This is a genomic window from Streptomyces olivoverticillatus (genome assembly GCF_014203555.1).
Classification (GTDB): Bacteria; Actinomycetota; Actinomycetes; order Streptomycetales; family Streptomycetaceae; genus Streptomyces; species Streptomyces olivoverticillatus.
The window spans coordinates 487,699-505,241 of the sequence record NZ_JACHJH010000005.1; the positions used below are offsets into that span (position 1 = coordinate 487,699).

At 73.2% G+C, this 17,543-nt stretch carries 12 protein-coding genes; 6 read left to right on the plus strand and 6 right to left on the minus strand.

All coding sequences use genetic code 11. From position 1 onward, the window contains the following. Nucleotides 1–76 precede the first annotated feature (76 nt). From FHS39_RS19375 to FHS39_RS19385, 3 genes are all read right to left on the minus strand, one after another. Entirely contained in the window at nt 77–1,849 is a 1,773-nt protein-coding gene (locus FHS39_RS19375; RefSeq protein WP_184350595.1) for an LCP family glycopolymer transferase, read from the minus strand. A 274-nt stretch (nt 1,850–2,123) separates the two neighbouring features. Further along, entirely contained in the window at nt 2,124–3,470 is a 1,347-nt protein-coding gene (locus FHS39_RS19380) for an LCP family protein (protein WP_246470364.1), read from the minus strand. A 95-nt stretch (nt 3,471–3,565) separates the two neighbouring features. Then, on the minus strand, nt 3,566–4,318 hold the full coding sequence (locus FHS39_RS19385) for a TIGR03089 family protein (protein WP_184350597.1): 753 nt from the start codon (nt 4,316–4,318) through the stop codon (nt 3,566–3,568). 139 nt (nt 4,319–4,457) lie between these two features. Here FHS39_RS19385 and FHS39_RS19390 point away from each other — a divergent pair, with 139 nt between their 5' ends. The 3 genes from FHS39_RS19390 to FHS39_RS19400 all read left to right on the plus strand — a co-directional run bounded on the left by FHS39_RS19390 (nt 4,458) and on the right by FHS39_RS19400 (nt 8,187). Continuing rightward, on the plus strand, nt 4,458–6,071 hold the full coding sequence (locus FHS39_RS19390; RefSeq protein WP_184350598.1) for a peptidoglycan recognition protein family protein: 1,614 nt from the start codon (nt 4,458–4,460) through the stop codon (nt 6,069–6,071). A gap of 81 nt (nt 6,072–6,152) precedes the next feature. After that, nucleotides 6,153–7,235, plus strand: coding sequence for a mannose-1-phosphate guanylyltransferase (manB, locus tag FHS39_RS19395; RefSeq protein ID WP_045932800.1), 1,083 nt, complete (start codon nt 6,153–6,155; stop codon nt 7,233–7,235). Between the two features lie 31 nt (nt 7,236–7,266). Beyond that, nucleotides 7,267–8,187 (plus strand): DNA-3-methyladenine glycosylase family protein, encoded by a 921-nt coding sequence (locus FHS39_RS19400; protein WP_184350599.1) that lies wholly within the window; start codon nt 7,267–7,269, stop codon nt 8,185–8,187. Nucleotides 8,188–8,214: 27 nt separating this feature from the next. Here the strand turns inward: FHS39_RS19400 and FHS39_RS19405 are convergent, their stop codons facing one another. From FHS39_RS19405 to FHS39_RS19415, 3 genes are all read right to left on the minus strand, one after another. After that, on the minus strand, nt 8,215–9,534 hold the full coding sequence (locus FHS39_RS19405) for a coenzyme F420-0:L-glutamate ligase (protein ID WP_184350600.1): 1,320 nt from the start codon (nt 9,532–9,534) through the stop codon (nt 8,215–8,217). Continuing rightward, complete coding sequence (gene cofD / locus FHS39_RS19410) at nt 9,531–10,490, minus strand: 2-phospho-L-lactate transferase (RefSeq protein ID WP_184350601.1); 960 nt, start codon at nt 10,488–10,490, stop codon at nt 9,531–9,533. The genes FHS39_RS19405 and cofD overlap by 4 nt, the downstream gene beginning before the upstream one ends. Before the next feature lie 64 nt (nt 10,491–10,554). Beyond that, nucleotides 10,555–11,058, minus strand: coding sequence for a cysteine dioxygenase (locus FHS39_RS19415; RefSeq protein ID WP_045932796.1), 504 nt, complete (start codon nt 11,056–11,058; stop codon nt 10,555–10,557). Nucleotides 11,059–11,769: 711 nt separating this feature from the next. Here FHS39_RS19415 and FHS39_RS19420 point away from each other — a divergent pair. The 3 genes from FHS39_RS19420 to FHS39_RS19430 all read left to right on the plus strand — a co-directional run bounded on the left by FHS39_RS19420 (nt 11,770) and on the right by FHS39_RS19430 (nt 17,537). Beyond that, nucleotides 11,770–12,033, plus strand: coding sequence for a WhiB family transcriptional regulator (locus tag FHS39_RS19420; protein WP_004952403.1), 264 nt, complete (start codon nt 11,770–11,772; stop codon nt 12,031–12,033). Nucleotides 12,034–12,291: 258 nt separating this feature from the next. Further along, nucleotides 12,292–15,987, plus strand: a complete 3,696-nt coding sequence (locus FHS39_RS19425; protein WP_184350602.1) for a glycosyltransferase family 2 protein — start codon at nt 12,292–12,294, stop codon at nt 15,985–15,987. Continuing rightward, nucleotides 15,984–17,537, plus strand: coding sequence for a DUF5719 family protein (locus FHS39_RS19430; RefSeq protein WP_184350603.1), 1,554 nt, complete (start codon nt 15,984–15,986; stop codon nt 17,535–17,537). Before FHS39_RS19425 ends, FHS39_RS19430 begins: the two co-directional genes overlap by 4 nt. Nucleotides 17,538–17,543: the final 6 nt, after the last annotated feature.

Here is a 17,543-nt window from a genome sequence, read left to right on the forward strand (position 1 = left end):
GGGCAGGCATGTGGTACCTGTTGTACCTGATCAGTGTGTTACCGGGTAATGAGATGCGAAAGGGCGTTCGCAGGGTTCATTTGGCGCAGACGTTCTTATCGTCTGCTTCGACCTTCTGGATGCCTTCGGGCGCCTTCTTCGGTGCCGAGACCGGAATGCCCGTGCCCTGGTAGTCCGCGCCGAGGGTCAGCGTCATCTCCGCGGTGGGCGCCGCGGTCCCCGTGCTCTGCTTGAGCGCGTCGGCGGGCAGGCCCATGGCGTCGGCGAGCTTGCGCGCCTGGTCGGCCTGGTTGGGGGCGAACTCCAGCAGCGTCTTGTCCTTCTTGCCGCCGGATGCATTGCCGCCGTTGCTGGTGCGGACCATGCCCTGGGAGTTCTGCATCCAGGCGACGGTCTCCTGTGCGGCGCCCATCCGGCCGCTGCCGTTGAGCACCTTGACCCGGACCTGCGCGGGCTCGGCCCGTGCACCCTTGAGCAGCGCCGCCTGCTGGGCGTCCGCCTTCTCCTGGTCGGCCTTCTCCTTCTCCTTCACCTCGGTGAGGGAGACGTCCTGACGCATCATCGCCAGCAGCGGTTCGGCCTTGCCCTTGTCCAGGATGACCGTCTTTTTCACCTTGCCGTCGGCAGGGTTGTCGAGCACGGGCAGGGTCGCGAAAGTGATGTTCTTGATGTTCACCTTGCTGAGCTCTTTGCCCAGGCTCGTCAGCTTGCTGATGGAACCTATGCCGGTGTCGACGGTGAGCGAGTTGGTCGCGGCGTCACCGAGTTCGTAGAGCTTCTTGGGGTTGGTGAGGGTGTCGCCGGACTTCATCTTGCGGATCATCGAGCTCAGGAACTGCTGCTGGAGCTGGATCCGGCTCAGGTCGCCGCCGAAGCCGACGGAGTGCCGGGTGCGTACGAAGGCGAGGGCCTGCTCGCCTTCGACGGTGTGGTGGCCCTTGCTCAGCTTCAGGTGCGAGTCGGCGTCGTTGATGTCCTTCGCCAGGCAGACGTCGACACCGCCGACCGCCGAGGAGAGCTCCTTGACGGCGTTGAAGTCGGCCATCATGAAGTGAGTGACCTTCAGCCCGGTCACCGCCTCGACGGTCCGCCAGGTACAGCCCGGGTCGCGGTCCTCCTGGCCCAGGCTCTCGTTGAAGCGGACGTTCTTGGAACCCGGGATGGTCTTGGTGGAGCCGTCCTTCTGCTTGGTCGGGCAGTCGGGGATGTCGGTGATCATGTCACGCGGGATGGACAGCGCGGTGGCGTTCGTCCGGTCCTCGGAGAAGTGGAAGAGCAGCGTGGTGTCGGCGTGGCCGACGCTGCCGTCGTCGCCGTAGCCCGTGTTGCCCTTGCCCGAGCGCTTGTCGGTGCCGATGACGAGGATGTTCACCGGGCCCTTGGTGACCGCGGCGTTGTCCACGCCCACGTCCACCTTGTCGATGTTGTTGTTCAGGTGCTGGTAGAGCAAGTACGCGCCGATGGAGCCGCCGACCAGGACGAAGGCGAGGGTGCCGCCGGTCCAGATCAGGACCTTCTTCTTCGCGGTCTTCTTCGGCTTCGGCTTGCGGCGGCCCGCGGCGGCAGCCTTGACCGCCGAGCGCCGGCCGTTGCCGCCGCGCGGTCCGGGCACGGTGCGTCCGTCGCCGCCGCCCGGCTTGGGCTTGGCGCCCGGCTTCAGCTTGGCGGAGCCCTGTGCTCTGACAGTGGGGCGAGGAGCGGACGCGGACGCCGCAGTGGGGGTGGTGCCGGGAGCCGACGGCTCCTCGGCATGGTCAAGCCGCAGCTCGTAGCTGCCGGTATCGGGGTCGAACACCCACTGGTCGGCGGGGTCGATGTCGCCCGCCCGCCCACGGCCTTGCGCGTCCACGGTCGCTTGAATCCTCCGTCGGTGCCACGCGGCGCCTACCCCCCAATGAGGCGCTCGATCACGTTGTCCACGTCGTGTGTGCGGTGTGTGGTCAATTCAGGCCGTGCACACCGGAGCGCTCACACTATCCGCCCAGTTCAGCGTCAAGCGACGCCGGTGACAAATTGCACTCCCCTACAACTGGGCAATCTGCCCAATCCCTTCGCGAAGAACAGTGCAAGAACGAACTCCGGCGCGAAAAAGTCGCGCACCTTTTAGGAGTTCTTTACCGGTTTCAGCTGCATACGCCACGTGCCGCGGTCGTCCCCGTGTAGGTCGGCGGCGCGCCGGGGACCGAGGAGGGGGACGAGGCGGAAGGGGGCGGAACGGGCGGGGCGGACACGGCCGTAGGCGCGATCGTCGTCGCCGGGGTGACCGAAGCAGCCGGTGAAGCAGCAGGTGAAGGATACGGATGCGGCGAGTAATACGGCGCAGCCGGGGGTGCTTCGGGCTCGGCCGGTCCGTCGTCCTCGTCGGCGCCAGGCCTGTTGCGGGGGTGCGCACCCGGTCGCGGGCGTGGTGCGCCCGGCTTGCTGTCTGCGGGGCGGACGTTGGCGCTCACCGACACCGGCTTGTCCATCCGCAGCTGCTGGAAGAGCTGGTCGGCGTCGGGCTGTACGAGCTCGTCCCGGTCGGCGTTGTAGGCGTACGGCTTGCGGGGCACCGTGAGGAACTGCACCCGGTCGGAAGGGATGTTGCGCACCGTCCGCACGAGGTTGTACATCTTCTTGAGCGAGTCCAGCCCGGCGTCCGTGGTCAGCGACTTGGTCGCCGCGTCCAGCACCGGGTAGAGCCGGGCCGGGTTGAGCAGGACGCCCTCGCTGCGCATCTCCCGGAACAGGGCACCCAGGAACTCCTGCTGCCGCCCCATCCGTTCGGTGTCGCTGCCGTCGCCGATGCTGTAGCGGGCGCGGACGTAGCCGAGCGCTTCCTCGCCGTGCAGCACCTGGCGGCCCGCGGGCAGCTTGAGATGCGCCTCGCGGTCGTCGACGGGCTTCTTCAAGCACAGCTCGACGCCGTCCACCGCATCGACCAGACGCTTGAAACCGTTGAAGTCCAGCACGATGTGATGGTCTATCCGGATATTGGTGATCTTCTCGACGGTACGGATCGTGCAGGCGGTCCCGGCGAGCTCGTAGGCCCAGTTGAACTGTGCGAAGCGCTCGTTGGTGTACGTGCCGTCGGGCTTGCGGCAGGCGGGGATCTGCGCCATCAGATCGCGGGGGAGGCTGACGGCGGTCGCGCTGTTCCGGTCGGCGGCCAGGTGCAGCAGGATCGTGGTGTCGGAGCGCTGGGTGCCGCTGTCCTCGCCGTAGGCGCCGCCGGTGCCGCTGCGGGTGTCGGAGCCGATGATCAGGATGTTCTGGGCGCCGGCCACCAGCGCGCTGGGGCGCTCCTTCTCCCAGCGGGCGAGCTCGTCCGCGGTTGCCGTGTCGGTGGTGATGTTGCTGTTGAGCCGCTCGTAGAGCACCCAGCCGATCCCGGCCACCAACAGCACCAGCACCGCCAGCCCCAGCGCCAGCCAGCGCAGCCAGCGGCGCTGCCCGCGCCGGCCCGGCCGGCGCGGCGGCGGTACGGACATCCAGCCGCCCGGCCCCCTGGTGTGGGGGCCGTGCGGCGGTCCGGGCGTGCCGTGCATACCGCCGATCATCGCCCGGATACGGCGCTCCGGCAGCGTCAGAGGGCCGTCACGGTGACGCGCTCGCTCTCGCGGCGCTTGTCGAGGCCGTCGCCGGGGAGGCGGTCGAGGTGGCGGCAGAGCACGACCGAGCCGCCCGCGGCCAGCGGTGCGTAGAGCCCGGCGGAGAGGCCCTCCCAGCTGTCGTAGGGCAGTGCGGAGAGCATCCGCGAGCCCGGGGTCAGGCCGTGCTGCCGGGCGTCCGCGCGGGCTTGTTCGACCATTTGTTCGCCCGTCAGCTCCCGGCCGGCCACCGCGAGCGCGGGGGCGGTGGCGTCCACGGGGGCGTACGGGGTGAAGCGGTCGCCCTGGCTCGGCACCTCGACGGCGTAGTCCATGAAGCCCCGCGGCGGCTCGGGGAAGCGGCCGCCCAGGGGGCGCAGGGCGAGCGCGACGCGCTCCCCGGGGCAGGCGCTCGCCCGCTCCAGGGCGTCCGGGCCGGTGATCACGAGGTCGGCGGCGGCCGGGTCGCCCCCGACGTCGGCCACGACGCCGACCGAGGAGCAGGCGAGCAGCCAGACGGCGGTCTGCCAGTGGGCGGGCAGCAGGACGGCGGCGCGCATGCCGGGCTCGGCGGCCAGGTCGCCTTGGAGCAGATTGGCGGTCTTCGCCACCCAATTGGCGAAAGTGGCGACGGACAGTTCCACGCGCTCGCCGGTGGCGTCGTCGTAGAAGGTCACCAGCGGGCGGGCCGGGTCCGCGGTGAGCGCGGAACGTAGCAGGTCGGCAGGGGTGCGGTCGGTGGCGTTCATCGGCGTCAGGGTACGCCGCGGGGCCGCTGACGGGCAGTCGGACGCAGGCGCGGCAAGGGGACGGGGAGGCCGTCGGGGCCGACTCGCCGTCAACCGGAAAAATGGACAGATGTGTGATGATATGTCCAGGATTTCTGTCATGCGTGGAAACCGTGGAAACCTCGTCTCCTCGACCGTCACCGCCTGCGCCGCCGTGCTGACCCTGCCCTTCCTCGCCACCCCCTCCGGCGCGGCCGTGGCCACCACCACCCCGCCGGACGGTCCCGCACCCGAGGCCGCCCCGGGCGCCACCGCGCCCGCCGTGCCCGGCTCGACGCGTTCGCTGCCGCTGGTGCCGCTCGGCCACAAGAGCCGCGCCGCGGGCGTGCGGCGCGGCGAGATGGGCGTCTCGGCCCGGGACGTCAGGCCGTTCTCGCTGGTGGGCGTCGTGTGGGACGACGCCACGGCGGAGTTGCGAGGACACGTGGAGATCCGCACCCGCGCGCTGGACACCCATGCCTGGTCCGGCTGGCAGGACGTGCAGGAGCACGACGACGACCGCCCCGACCTGGACTCGGCCGAGGCGCGCGGCGGCAGCCTGCGCGGCTCCACCGCGCCGCTGTGGGTCGGCGCCTCCGACGCCGTCCAGGTGAGGGTCCGCCAGGACCCGGTGGCCGGCCGGACGTCCGAGTCCTCCGCACTGCCCTCCGGGCTGAAGCTGGAACTCGTCGACCCCGGTACGGACCCGGCCAAGGGCGCCGCACGGACGGCCGGCCGGCGCGGTGCCCCGCCCGTGCCCACCGACGAGGAGAACGCCGCCTCGGCCGCCAACGCCCCGCTCGCCCCGCTGGGCGCCCTGGAGATCCCGGCCCTCGACAAGCCCGCCTCCGAAGGGGACGTCGCCGCGACCCACGTGGACGGCGCGGGGCGCGAGGGGCGGCCCTCCGACTCCCGCGGCGACTCGGACTCCACCGTCCCCGGCCTGCCGACCACCGACGGCCCCTCCGACGATCCCTCCGACGGCCCGACCGACAGTCCGACCGACATCCCGTCCGGCGGTCCGACCGACAGTCCCACCGACAGCCCTTCCGACGGCATCGACCCGGGCGACTCCTACCCGTCCGACGACAGCGAGGCCTCCGACTCGGGCGGCCCCGACCTCGGCCGCTACGTGGGCCCCCGCCCCCGCATCGTCACCCGGGCGGGCTGGGGCGCAGACGAGTCCATCCGCGAGCGCAACTTCCCCTACACCAAGACCGTGAAGGCCGCGTTCGTCCACCACACGGCCTCCGGCAACGGCTACAGCTGCGCACAGTCGGCCTCCGTCATCCGCGGTATCTACCGCTACCACGTGGTCAGCAGCGGCTGGCGGGACATCGGCTACAACTTCCTCATCGACAAGTGCGGCACCGTCTACGAGGGGCGGGCAGGCGGTGTGGCGAAACCCGTCAGAGGCGCCCATACTCTCGGTTTCAACACCAACAGCATGGGGATCGCCGTTCTCGGATCCTTCGGAAAAAGCAACCCGTCCAGTGCCGCGGTGGACGCCGTGGCCGCCCTCACTTCATGGAAGCTCGGCCTCTACGGCGTGAACCCGCTCGGCACCGCCTCGCTGGTGTCCGGCGGCGGCAACCTCTTCAAGAAGGGCGCCACGGTACGGCTCAAGGTGATCTCCGGGCACCGGGACGGCTACGCCACCGAATGCCCTGGTGAGCGCCTCTACAGCCGCCTCGGCGGGGCCCGCTCGGCGGCCGCCCGCCTCCAGGGGCGCTGACCGGGCGCGGCCGGAGGGGTACGTTCTGCATACACTGGCCGCCGATCACGGCCCGGCCCCAGCAGGAAGCAGAGACGACAGGTGACAGAAGCGATCCTCCTGGTCGGCGGCAAGGGCACCCGGCTGCGCCCGCTGACGGTGCACACCCCCAAGCCGATGGTGCCGGCGGCGGGCGTCCCGTTCCTCACCCACCAGCTCGCCCGTGCGCGGGCGGCGGGCGTCGAGCACATCGTGCTCGCCACCTCGTACCTCGCCGAGGTCTTCGAGCCCTACTTCGGCGACGGGTCGGAGCTCGGCCTGCACCTGGAGTACGTGACCGAGGAGGAACCCCTCGGCACCGGCGGCGCCATCCGCAACGTGGCCTCCCGCCTGCACTCCGCCCCCGGCGACCCGGTGCTGATCTTCAACGGCGACATCCTCACGGGCCTGGACATCGAGGCCCTCGTGGACACCCACCGCACCACCGGCGCGGACGTCTCCCTGCACCTGACCCGCGTCGAGGACCCCCGGGCCTTCGGACTGGTGCCGACCGACGAGACGGGCCGCGTCACGGCGTTCCTGGAGAAGCCCCAGACGCCCGAGGAGATCGTCACCGACCAGATCAACGCGGGCGCCTACGTCTTCAACCGCTCGATAATCGACTCCATCCCGGAAGGCCGGCCCGTCTCGGTCGAGCGCGAGACCTTCCCCGGGCTGCTGGCGTCCGGCGCCCATCTGCAGGGCATGGTCGACTCCACCTACTGGCTCGACCTCGGCACCCCGCAGGCCTTCGTCCGCGGCTCGGCCGACCTCGTCATGGGCCGCGCCCCCTCCCCGGCCGTCCCCGGCCGCTGCGGCGACCGCCTCGTCCTCGACACCGCCGAGGTCGCCCCCGACGCCAAGCTCATGGGCGGCACGGTCATCGGCGCGGGCGCACGCGTGGAGCCGGGCGCGCGGATCGACGGCAGCACGGTCCTGGACGGCGCGGTCGTGGAGTCGGGCGCCCGCATCCGCGACTCCCTGATCGGCGCGGGGGCCCGCATCGGGGCGCGCACGGTCCTGGACGGCGCCGTCATCGGCGACGGCGCCCACATCGGCCCCGACAACGAACTGTGCGCGGGGGCCCGCATCTGGTGCGGCGCCCGCATCCCCCAGTCGGCGATCCGCTTCTCCTCGGACCAGTAGGCCCCGGCGGGGGCCGCGTACCCTGGCCAGGATGGCAACGGCAACGCGGAGCTGGGCCCCACCGGGCCCGTACGACCTGGACCGCACCCTGCGCGTCCTGGCCCGCGGCCCCGGCGACCCCGCCTTCCGCGCCGCACCGGACGGCTCCCTCTGGCGCGCCAGCCGCACCCCGGCCGGCCCCGGCACCCTGTGCCTGACCGTCCGGGACGGCGCCGTCCACGGCCGGGCGTGGGGGCCCGGCGCCGCCTGGCTGCTGGAGACGCTCCCCACGCTGCTCGGCGCCGAGGACGACCCCGCCGCGTTCGTACCCCGCCACCGGCTCCTGGCCGAGGCGCACCGCCGCAACCCCGGGCTGCGGCTGGCCCGCACCGGCCTGGTCCTGGAGTCTCTGATCCCCTCGATCCTGGAGCAGAAGGTCACCAGCGACGAGGCGTACCGCGCCTGGCGCCTGCTGCTGCAGCGCTTCGGCGAGCCCGCTCCCGGGCCGGCCGACGGCCCGGCCGCCCGGATGCGGGTCATGCCGGATCCGCGGACCTGGGCGCTGATCCCGTCCTGGGAGTGGCACAAGGCGGGCGTCGACGCCAAGCGGTCGTCGACGATCCTGCGCGCGGTCCGCGTGGCGGCGCGCCTCGAAGAGGCGGCGGCCATGGACGAGACCCGCGCCGCCGCCCGCCTGCAGGCGGTCCCCGGCATCGGCCCGTGGACGGCGGCCGAAACGCTTCAGCGCAGCAACGGCGCGGCCGACGCGGTGACCACGGGCGACCTGCACCTGCCGAAGACCGTCGGCTATGCGCTGACGGGCGAGCGCGGCACGGACGACGCGGGCATGCTCGAACTGCTCGCCCCGTACGCGGGACAGCGGCACCGGGCGTGCCGCCTGATCCTGCTGAGCGGGGTGACGCCCCCGCGCCGGGCGCCGCGCTTCTCGGTGCGCGACTTCAGCGGCATCTGAAGCGGCATCCGAAGCGGCATCCGAGCCTCACCGCACCGCTATGAACGCCCCCGCGTCCCGGGCCGGCCGGGCGCCGGGCTCGGCCGCCGGGCGGCCGATCGCCACCGCACCCATCGGATCCCAGCCCTCCGGCAGCTCCAGGACCTCCCGCACCACGTCGCGGCAGAACATCGTCGAGGACACCCACGCCGACCCCAGCCGCTCGCTCGCCAGCGTGACCAGGAAGTTCTGCACGGCGGCACCGGCCGCCACGACGAACATCTCCCGCTCCGCCGTGCTGCGCCGCGCGTCCGGGTAGGCGTGGGAGCCCTCCGTCACCAGGCACGGCACCGCCAGGTACGGCGCGCGGCGCAGCACGTCCCCGCGGCGCACCCGCTTGGCGATGCTCTCCTCCGAGCGCCCGTCGGCGCGCAGGTCCGCGATCCAGGCGTCCCGCATCGCGTCCAGCAGCCGCACCCGCGACTCCTCGGACTCCAGCAGGACGAAGCGCCACGGCGTGGTGTGGTGCGGCGCCGGCGCGGTGACCGCGGCGGCGACGGCGCGCCGCACGGCCTGCGGGTCCACCGGCTCGTCGGCGAACTCCCGCACGGTGCGCCGCAGCGTCATCGCTTCCCGTACGGCCTCGGAGGCGCCCAGCCGGAACATGTCGTCCACGGCGGGCCGCACCAGCTCGCGGGCGCCCTCCTCCTCGTCGCCCCCGGTGACGTGCCCCAGCCCGCGCACCACGGCCACCGGCAGCCCGCCGGCCTTGCCCTTGACCAGGTCGCCCGCGGCGGCCAGCTCGTCGGCGGTGGCGACGACGGTGGCGACCAGGGGGTTGCCGTGGGTGTCCGTGCCGCCGCGCAGGTCGTCCAGGACGCGCAGGCCCGCGGCGCCGATCGCGATGTCGGTCAGGCCCTTGCGCCAGGGCCGCCCGGAGGTGTCGGTGACGATCACGCCGACGTCCACACCGAGCGCGTCCCGCACGCCGGTGCGGATGCGGCGGGCCGAGGCGTCCGGGTCCTCGGGCAGCAGCAGCACGGTGCCCGAGGGGGTGTTGGAGGCGTCGACGCCGGCCGCGGCCATCACCAGGCCGAGCCGGTTCTCGACGATGCGCAGGGGGCCGCGCCGGGCCACCAGCCGGACGGACTCGGCATCGATCGCGGCCTCGCGGTCCGCCGCCTGCACGATGCGGTCCTCGGCCTTGCTGACGATCTTCGAGGTGACGATCAGGACGTCGCCGTCGGCCAGGCCCGGCAGCCCCTCGGCGGTGGCCGCCAGCGTGATGAGCTTGGCGAGGTCGTCCCCGGGCCGGACTTCGGGGATGCCGGGCAGCGCCCAGGCGCGGAAGCCGGGGGCCGTGCTCATGCCCGTACCTCCCCGGCCAGCGCCAGTGCCTCGGCCGCCATCTTCGCCGTGGCGTCGGTGTCGGTCATCATCAGCGGCACCGCGCGGCAGCGGATGCCCGCGGCCTCGACCTCGGCCACCGCCTGCGCGTCGACGGTGTCCACCAGCCAGCCGTCCAGCAGATCGGAGCCGTAGTGCCGGGCGACGGCCGCGGCGGTGGACTCGACGCCGACGGCGGCCAGCACCTTGTCGGCCATGCCGCGCACCGGGGAGCCGCCGACGATGGGGGAGAGGCCGACGACGGGTGCGTCCGCGGCGGCGACGGCCTCGCGGATGCCGGGCACGGAGAGGATGGAGCCGACGCTGACGACGGGGTTGGACGGCGGGAAGAGGATGACGTCGGCGGCGGCGAGGGCTTCGAGCACGCCAGGCGCGGGCTTGGCCTCCTCCGCGCCGACCGGCACGATCGCGTGGGCGGGCACCTCGGCCCGCAGCCGCACCCAGTACTCCTGGAAGTGGACGGCCTTGCGGGCGCCCTCCAGGTCCACCAGGACATGGGTCTCGACGCGGTCGTCGGTCATCGGCAGCAGCCGCACGCCCGGCTGCCACCGGGCGCACAGCGCCTCGGTGACCGCGCTCAGCGGATATCCGGCGGCCAGCATCTGGGTGCGCACGATGTGCGTGGCGAAGTCGCGGTCGCCCAGGCCGAACCACTCGGGGCCCACGCCGTAGGCCGCGAGCTCCTCCTTCACGGCGAAGGTCTCGCCGGCGCGGCCCCACCCCTGCTCCTCGTGGATGCCGCCGCCGAGCGTGTACATCACCGTGTCGAGGTCGGGACAGACCTTGAGACCGAAGAGGTGGATGTCGTCACCGGTGTTGCCGATGACGGTGATGTCCGCGTCGGGGACTGCTGACTTGAGGCCACGGAGGAAGCGGGCGCCCCCGATCCCGCCGGCCAGAACCACAATGCGCTGCATGGGGGCAGTCTGTCAGCAGCCGCCCGGCGGCACGGCACCCGGAGGGGTGCCCGTCACATGCCCGTCACAGCGCGGCGGCCTCGGCCGAGGGCCGGGCGGCGGCGCCGCAGTGCGGGCGGTGCATCGGCATCTCGGTGAGGCCGGGGAAGTAGACGTGCAGGCTGACGGCCGGCTCCAGGGAGTCGTTGACGACCTCGTGGGCGTAGCCGGGCGCGAAGACGCGCTGGGCGCCCGCGCCCAGCACTCGGCGCGCGCCGGTGGAGCGCTCGGTGAGCTCGCCCTCCAGGACGGTCAGCACGCCGGAGGAGCGGCCGTGGTCGTGGAGCCCGCTGCCCTGGCCGGGCACCCAGCTCAGCAGCCACACCTCGTAGCCGGGGCCGGTGCGCAGCCGGTGGTACCAGCGGGTGACGGCGTCGTAGCGGACGAGGTGGGCCCAGGCGGCGCGGTCGGCGGCGACGGCGCGGGCCAGGCCCGCGAACTCGGCGACGGTGGCGGGGTGGGCGGCGGGCGGCGGCATCAGGTGCGGGATGGCGAGCGGGTCACCGGCGATCTGGACGTCGCTGTTCATATGCGTTCGGTTCCTCGGCGAAAGTGCTGGGGCGGCGCGGTGCTGTGGCGGGATGCATCGATTGCGGATGCATACGAGCGCGTACGGGCGCAGGGGCGTGCGGCACGAAGCCGGCCGGAAGTGCGACCGTGCGGGCGGGGAGAATCAGCCGGAGCTCTGGGGCATCAACAGCTGGAACAGCGACAGCGCGCCTGGGCAGCACAGCGGGACCCGTAGGCACGGGTCAGGCTGAGGTTCCGCATGGCGGAAGCCATGGGGAAAGAGGTCGCTGGCATGCCGACAAGGAGACCGGCTCGACGGCGCCCCTGTCAACCGCATGTCCGTTTTGGCGTCAATCGTTCACTCTATCGGTTACTGAGCGGGACGAAAGGTTTCCGTTCCGTGAGGACCGGACAAGGGCCGTGCATCCAAAGCCACCCGTTAAGCCGTGATGCAACGGCTTCGCCCTGCTTGACGTCCTCTTTTCCGAGGGTCCCCCGAGGGTTTCCCGAGTGAGGGACGGGGCACCTGTGGCGGCCGAGGGAAGTGTCCACTCTTGTGGCGATTTGGCAACTTTACGCTCAGCCTTGGTTCCGCAGAGTGAATAAGGGGCTCAATAGCAGATCCCGGCTTGACTGGCCCGGATCGCCGCACTTGTAATTTCACTCGTGTCGTTCTGCCGCAACTGATCGCGGCAGCACACGGGGACGCAATGACAGACGAGGGGCGCACATGACCGAGCTGTTCCAGCAACTGCTGGTCGAGGAGGCGGACGAGGAGCTCGGCTGGCAGGAGCGCGCACTGTGCGCTCAGACCGACCCCGAGTCCTTCTTCCCCGAAAAGGGCGGATCCACGCGTGAGGCGAAGAAAGTCTGCCTTGCCTGTGAAGTCCGTTCCGAATGCCTTGAGTATGCCCTGGCCAACGATGAACGCTTCGGAATCTGGGGCGGTTTGTCCGAACGTGAGCGCCGCCGCCTCAAGAAGGCCGCGGTCTGACGGTCACGGTCCGAGACCGACGTCACGACCTGACGACATGTCTTACCCAGGGCTCGCCAAGGGGAATGAAGGGCCGCCCGGTCCGCACACTCCCGCACCACGCTTCATACCGCACGGTCCGCCTCTCGCGCCCCGCAAGCGAGAGGCGGACCGCTGTGTTCGCAGCCACTAGGGTGGGTGGCCGTCCGAGACGTACCGACGCCTCCCGGGGCGCTCACACGTCCACCGCAGCCCACTGAACCGGGGCCCGTACCTGCCATGTTCGACCCCACCATCCCCCCGGCGTTCCCCCGGCACGTCGTCACCGCCGTGCTCGTCGCCCACGACGGCGCGCGCTGGCTGCCCGACGCCCTCTCCGGCCTGCTCGGCCAGGAGCGGCCGGTGCAGCAGGCGGTCGCCGCGGACACCGGCAGCGCCGACCACTCCGCACAGCTGCTCGCCGACGCCCTCGGCGACGACAAGGTCCTGCACCTCGCCCGCCGCGCGGGCTTCGGCACGGCCGTCGACGAAGCCGTCCGCACGGCCGCCAGGCTCACCGCCGAGGAGCTCCCCTACCTCAAGAGCTCCAGCGGCTGGGACCCCGTCGGCCGTACCTGGCGCGAGAACGGCCAGGATCCGTCCGACCCCTCCGGCGCGTACGACTCCTACGACTCGCGCCGGACGGACCTCGAGCCCGTGCAGTGGCTCTGGCTCCTGCACGACGACTGCGCCCCCGACCCCGCGGCCCTGCACGAACTGCTGCGCGTGGCCGACTCCGACCCCCACGCCGCCGTCGTCGGCCCCAAGCTGCGCAGCTGGTACGACCGCAGGCAGCTGCTGGAGGTCGGCGCCTCCATCGCCCGCAGCGGCCGCCGCTGGACCGGCCTGGAGCGCCGCGAGCAGGACCAGGGCCAGCACGACCAGGTGCGCCCCGTCCTGTCCGTCTCCACCGCGGGCATGCTCGTGCGCCGCGACGTGTGGGAAGAGCTCGGCGGCTTCGACCCCCGCCTGCCCCTGATGCGCGACGACGTCGACCTGTGCTGGCGCGCCCACGCCGCCGGACACCGCGTCCTCGTCGCCCCCGACGCCGTCCTGCGGCACGCCGAGGCATCCGCCCGCGAGCGCCGCCCCGTCGACTGCGTGGGCCGCAGACCGGCCAACCCGCACCGCGTCGACAAGGCCGGCGCCGTCTACACCCTGCTCGCCAACAGCCGGGGCCCCCTGCTGCCCTACGTCATGCTCCGCGTGGTGCTCGGCACCCTGCTGCGCACCCTCGGCTACCTCGTCGGCAAGGCCCCCGGACAGGCGCTCGACGAACTCGCCGGCTTCGCGGGCATCCTGCTGCGCCCCGGGCGCATCCTCGCGGCGCGCAAGCGGCGCGGGCGGCCGAAGACCCCGCCCGGCGAGCTGCGGCCGCTCTTCCCGCCGCCCGGAGCCACCCTCCGCGCCACCGTCGAACAGCTCGCCAGCGACTTCGGCGCCCGTGCGGACGACGGCCAGTCCTCCGCCGGACGCCACGGCGCCGTCGAATCCGGCCCCGGCGGCGATGACGCCGACTACCTGGAGATCGAACAGTTCACGCGGCTCAAGCGCATCGCGCGCAGACCCGCCCCCGTCCTCTTCGCCCTCCTGCTGCTCGTCTCCGCCGTGGCCTGCCGCGGCCTGTTCGGCGGCGGCTCCCTCTCCGGCGGCGCCCTGCTGCCCGTACCCGACCACCTCTCCGGGCTCTGGTCGGCCTACACCGCGGCCTGGCACCCCGTCGGCACCGGCAGCACCGCGGGCGGCCCCCCGTACGCGGCCGTCCTCGCCGCCCTCACCACGCTCTGCCTCGGCTCCACCGGCTTCACCCTCACCCTGCTGCTGGTCTGCTCGGTGCCCCTGGCCGGACTTACCGCCTACTTCGCCTCCCGCCCCCTGGTCTCCTCCCGGCTGCTGCGCGCCTGGGCGAGCGTCGCCTACGCCTTCCTGCCCGCCGCCACCGGCGCCCTCGCCACCGGACGGCTCGGCACCGCCGTGCTCGCCGTGCTGCTGCCGCTCATGGCACGCGCGGCCGTCACCGCCGGCGGCTTCCGGGACCCGGCCGCGCGCCCCGGCTGGCGCGCCTGCTGGACGTACGCCCTCCTGCTCACCGTCACCACCGCCTTCACCCCCGTGGTGTGGCCGCTGGCGCTGCTGCTGGGACTGGGCGTGCTGGCGCTGCGCGCCCGCAGCACCGCCGCGAGCCTGGCCGTGTACGGCCCACGCCTGCTTGCGGCCACGGGCACCCCCCTCGTCGTCCTCGCGCCGTGGTCGCTCGGCCTGTTCACCGACCCGGCCCGCTTCCTCACCGAGGCCGGACTGGACTACGGGCACGGCACCGCCTCCGCCCTGCAGCTGCTCGCGGCCGACCCGGGCGGCCCCAAGACCCTCGGCTGGCTGCTGCTCCTCGGCGTCGTCCTCGCCGCGCTCGCCGCCCTGCTGCGCCCGGACCGGCAGTCCGCGATCCGTACCGCCTGGGCCGTGGCGCTCACCGGACTGCTGTGCGCTGCTCTGTGGGGGCACCTCCCAGCGGTAGCTGGGGGACGCTCGGCCTGGGCCGGGCCCGCCACCCTCCTCTACGGCCTCGGCCTGCTGGCCGCCGCGGCCGTCGGCGCCGAGGGCTCGCGCGAGCGGGTTGCCGCGCTCAGCTTCGGCTGGCGGCAGCCCGTCGCGGGCCTGATCGCACTGGCCGCCGGGGCCGCCCCGCTGGTCGCCGCCGGCGCCTGGATGGTCACCGGCGCCGACGGGCCGCTGGAGCGCCGGGACCCGGTCCAGGTGCCCGCGTTCGTCGCCGAGGAGGCCGGCACCCGCGACCAGCCCCGCACCCTCGTGCTCGGCGGGGAGGAGGGCCGGGTCGCCTACACCCTCGTCCGCGGCTCCGGAGCACGCCTGGGCGATGCCGAACCGTCCGCGGCCGCGGGCCGCGACAAGCGGCTCGACGCCATGGTCGCGGGCCTCGTCGCCGGCTCCGGCGCCGACCAGGCGGGCCGCCTCGGCGACTACGCCGTCGGCTATGTGCTCGTCCGCGACAGCGCACCCAAGTCCATGGGCCGCGTCCTGGACGCCACCCCCGGCCTGACCCGGCTCAGCTCGCAGGACCGCAGCTCGCTGTGGCGGGTCGACCGGCAGGTCGCCCGCGTCACGATCGTCGGCGGTACGGGCCGGCAGGACGCACAGGCGAGCGCACCGGTGGCGGTGGCCTCCGGGCCCGTCGAGGCGCACACCACCATCCCCGCGGGCGCCGGCGACCGGGTGCTGCGCATCGCCGACAAGGCCGCGCCCGGCTGGCGGGCCACGCTCGACGGCAAGCCGCTGAGCCGCACCACCGTCGACGGCTGGGCCCAGGGCTTCCGACTGCCCTCCGGCGGCGGCAAGCTGGCCCTGACCTACGAAGCGCCCACCGGCCGCACGGTCTGGCTGTGGACGCAAGGAGCGCTCGCGCTCGTCCTCGTAGTCCTCGCGCTGCCGGGCCGCCGCCGGCAGGTCGACGACGACCTGCCGGAGGCCGAACCGGCCGCGCCCGTGGCGGAAGCGGCCGTACCGGCGCAGCCCGCCGCGGGGGAGGGCCGCCGGGCCCGCAGGCTCCGGGCGGCCGCGCAGGCCGCCGCCCCCGAGGCGCCCGAGGTGCCCGAGCCCCCCGCCCCGGCCCCCGCCGCCGATCCCTACGAGCCCGTGGCCGCACCCGACGCGGATCCCTACGCCGCCGTGCCGCATCAGCAGCAGTACGCCGAGTGGGAGGCGTACTACGGGCAGCAACAGCCCTATCAGGAGGGCGGCTACGGCTACGACGGCTCGTACCAGCAGCAGTACCCGGCCTCCTACGACGACGGCACCGGCGGCACCGGCGGCGCCTACGACCCGTACGGCTACGGGCAGATCCCCGAACAGGGCCAGCCCTACGACACGACGTACGGCGGTGGCAGCCACCCCCGCCGTGACGGGAGCGAGCAGCAGTGAAGCGCACCACCCTGTCTCTGTTCGCCGTCACGGCCTCGCTCGCCGTCGTCACCGGCGTGGCGGCTCTCAACCCCCCGTCGCACGGCGGCGGCACGGGCCCGAAGACGGCCGCGCGGCTGCCGGTGCAGCGGACGACGCTGCTGTGCCCGGCACCCACCTCCTCCGACGTGGGGGAGACGACGTACACGGCGTTCACGCCCCAGGGCAAGGGCGGCGGTTCGGGATCCTCGGCCGACCTGCTGGCGGCAGCGGGCGCGGCAGTGAAGACCGACCCGAAGGGTGATCCGAAGACGGACGCCAAGAAGGACAAGAAGAAGGAGGACAAGGGCCAGCCGCAGGAGACCGGCAAGCCCGTCCTCTCCCTCAAGGAGCCGGGCAAACCGGTCACCGTGACCACCGACCGCTCGGACGCGCCCGCCCTCTTCGGTACGGCCGACGGGCTGCTCGCCCCGGGCTGGACGGCACAGCAGACCACCACCATCAGCGCGGGCAGCGGCCGCGGGCTGCACGGTCTGGCCTGCGGGGCCCCCGACACGTCCTTCTGGTTCCCCGGCGCGAGCACCGCCAAGAGCCGCCAGGACTATGTGCACCTGACGAATCCGGACAACACGGCCGCCGTCGTCGACCTCGAGCTCTACGGCAAGGACGGCCGGATCAACGCCCCCACCGGAGAAGGCGTCAACGTTCCGCCCCACTCCACCGTGCCCGTGCTGCTGTCGACGCTGACGGACGCCCCGACGGAGAGCCTGACCCTGCACGTGGCGGCCCGGTCGGGCCGCGTGGGGGCCGCGGTCCAGGCGTCCGACGAGAAGACCGGCGGCGACTGGCTGGCGCCCTCCGCCGACGCCTCGACCGACGTGGTGCTGCCGGGCATCCCCGCCGACGCCACGTCCGTACGGCTCGTCGCCTTCGCGCCCGGCTCGGCGGATGCGGACCTCAAGCTGCGGCTGGCCGGGCCGAGCGGCTCGATCAGCCCGGCCGGGCACGAGTCGCTGCACGTCAAGAGCGGTATGACGGCCGACGTCGACCTGGGCGACGTCACCAAGGGCCAGGCCGGTTCGCTGCTGCTGACGGCGGACCGCGGCAGCGGGGCGGTCGTCGCCGCGCTGCGCGTGACGCGCGGGAAGGACGACAAGCAGGAGACGGCGTTCATCCCGGCCACGCCCGCCATAGAGGGCCGCGGCACGGTCGCCGACAACCGCGCCAAGGCGAGCACCCTCGCACTGGCCGCCCCCGGCAAGGAGGCGCAGGTGAAGGTGACGTCCTCGGCGGGCAGCGAGGGCGGCACCCCGGTCAGTAAGACGTACACCGTCAAGGCGGGCACCACCCTGTCCGTGGAGCCCCCGCAGCCGGACGGCGCCAAGGGCGGGTACGCGGTGACGGTGGAGAAGGTCTCCGGCGGCCCGGTGCACGTCTCGCGCATGCTGGCGCTGCCCAAGGACGGCGTCCCCATGTTCACGGTCCAGCCGGTGCCGGACGACCGCTCCGCGGTGGCGGTGCCGGAGGCGGGGCAGGACCTGTCGCTGCTGACGGGCGACGGGAAGCGCTGAGGGGCG

What these genes read in the sequence shown, in the direction of transcription:
- FHS39_RS19385 (WP_184350597.1), bottom strand. Translation starts at nt 4,318, where the DNA reads ATGAACGCCACCGACCGCACCCCTGCCGACCTGCTACGTTCCGCGCTC.
- FHS39_RS19425 (WP_184350602.1), top strand. Translation starts at nt 12,292, where the DNA reads ATGTTCGACCCCACCATCCCCCCGGCGTTCCCCCGGCACGTCGTCACC.
- FHS39_RS19390 (WP_184350598.1), top strand. Translation starts at nt 4,458, where the DNA reads ATGCGTGGAAACCGTGGAAACCTCGTCTCCTCGACCGTCACCGCCTGC.
- cofD (WP_184350601.1), bottom strand. Translation starts at nt 10,490, where the DNA reads ATGCAGCGCATTGTGGTTCTGGCCGGCGGGATCGGGGGCGCCCGCTTC.
- FHS39_RS19415 (WP_045932796.1), bottom strand. Translation starts at nt 11,058, where the DNA reads ATGAACAGCGACGTCCAGATCGCCGGTGACCCGCTCGCCATCCCGCAC.
- FHS39_RS19380 (WP_246470364.1), bottom strand. Translation starts at nt 3,470, where the DNA reads ATGTCCGTACCGCCGCCGCGCCGGCCGGGCCGGCGCGGGCAGCGCCGC.
- FHS39_RS19405 (WP_184350600.1), bottom strand. Translation starts at nt 9,534, where the DNA reads ATGAGCACGGCCCCCGGCTTCCGCGCCTGGGCGCTGCCCGGCATCCCC.
- FHS39_RS19400 (WP_184350599.1), top strand. Translation starts at nt 7,267, where the DNA reads ATGGCAACGGCAACGCGGAGCTGGGCCCCACCGGGCCCGTACGACCTG.
- FHS39_RS19420 (WP_004952403.1), top strand. Translation starts at nt 11,770, where the DNA reads ATGACCGAGCTGTTCCAGCAACTGCTGGTCGAGGAGGCGGACGAGGAG.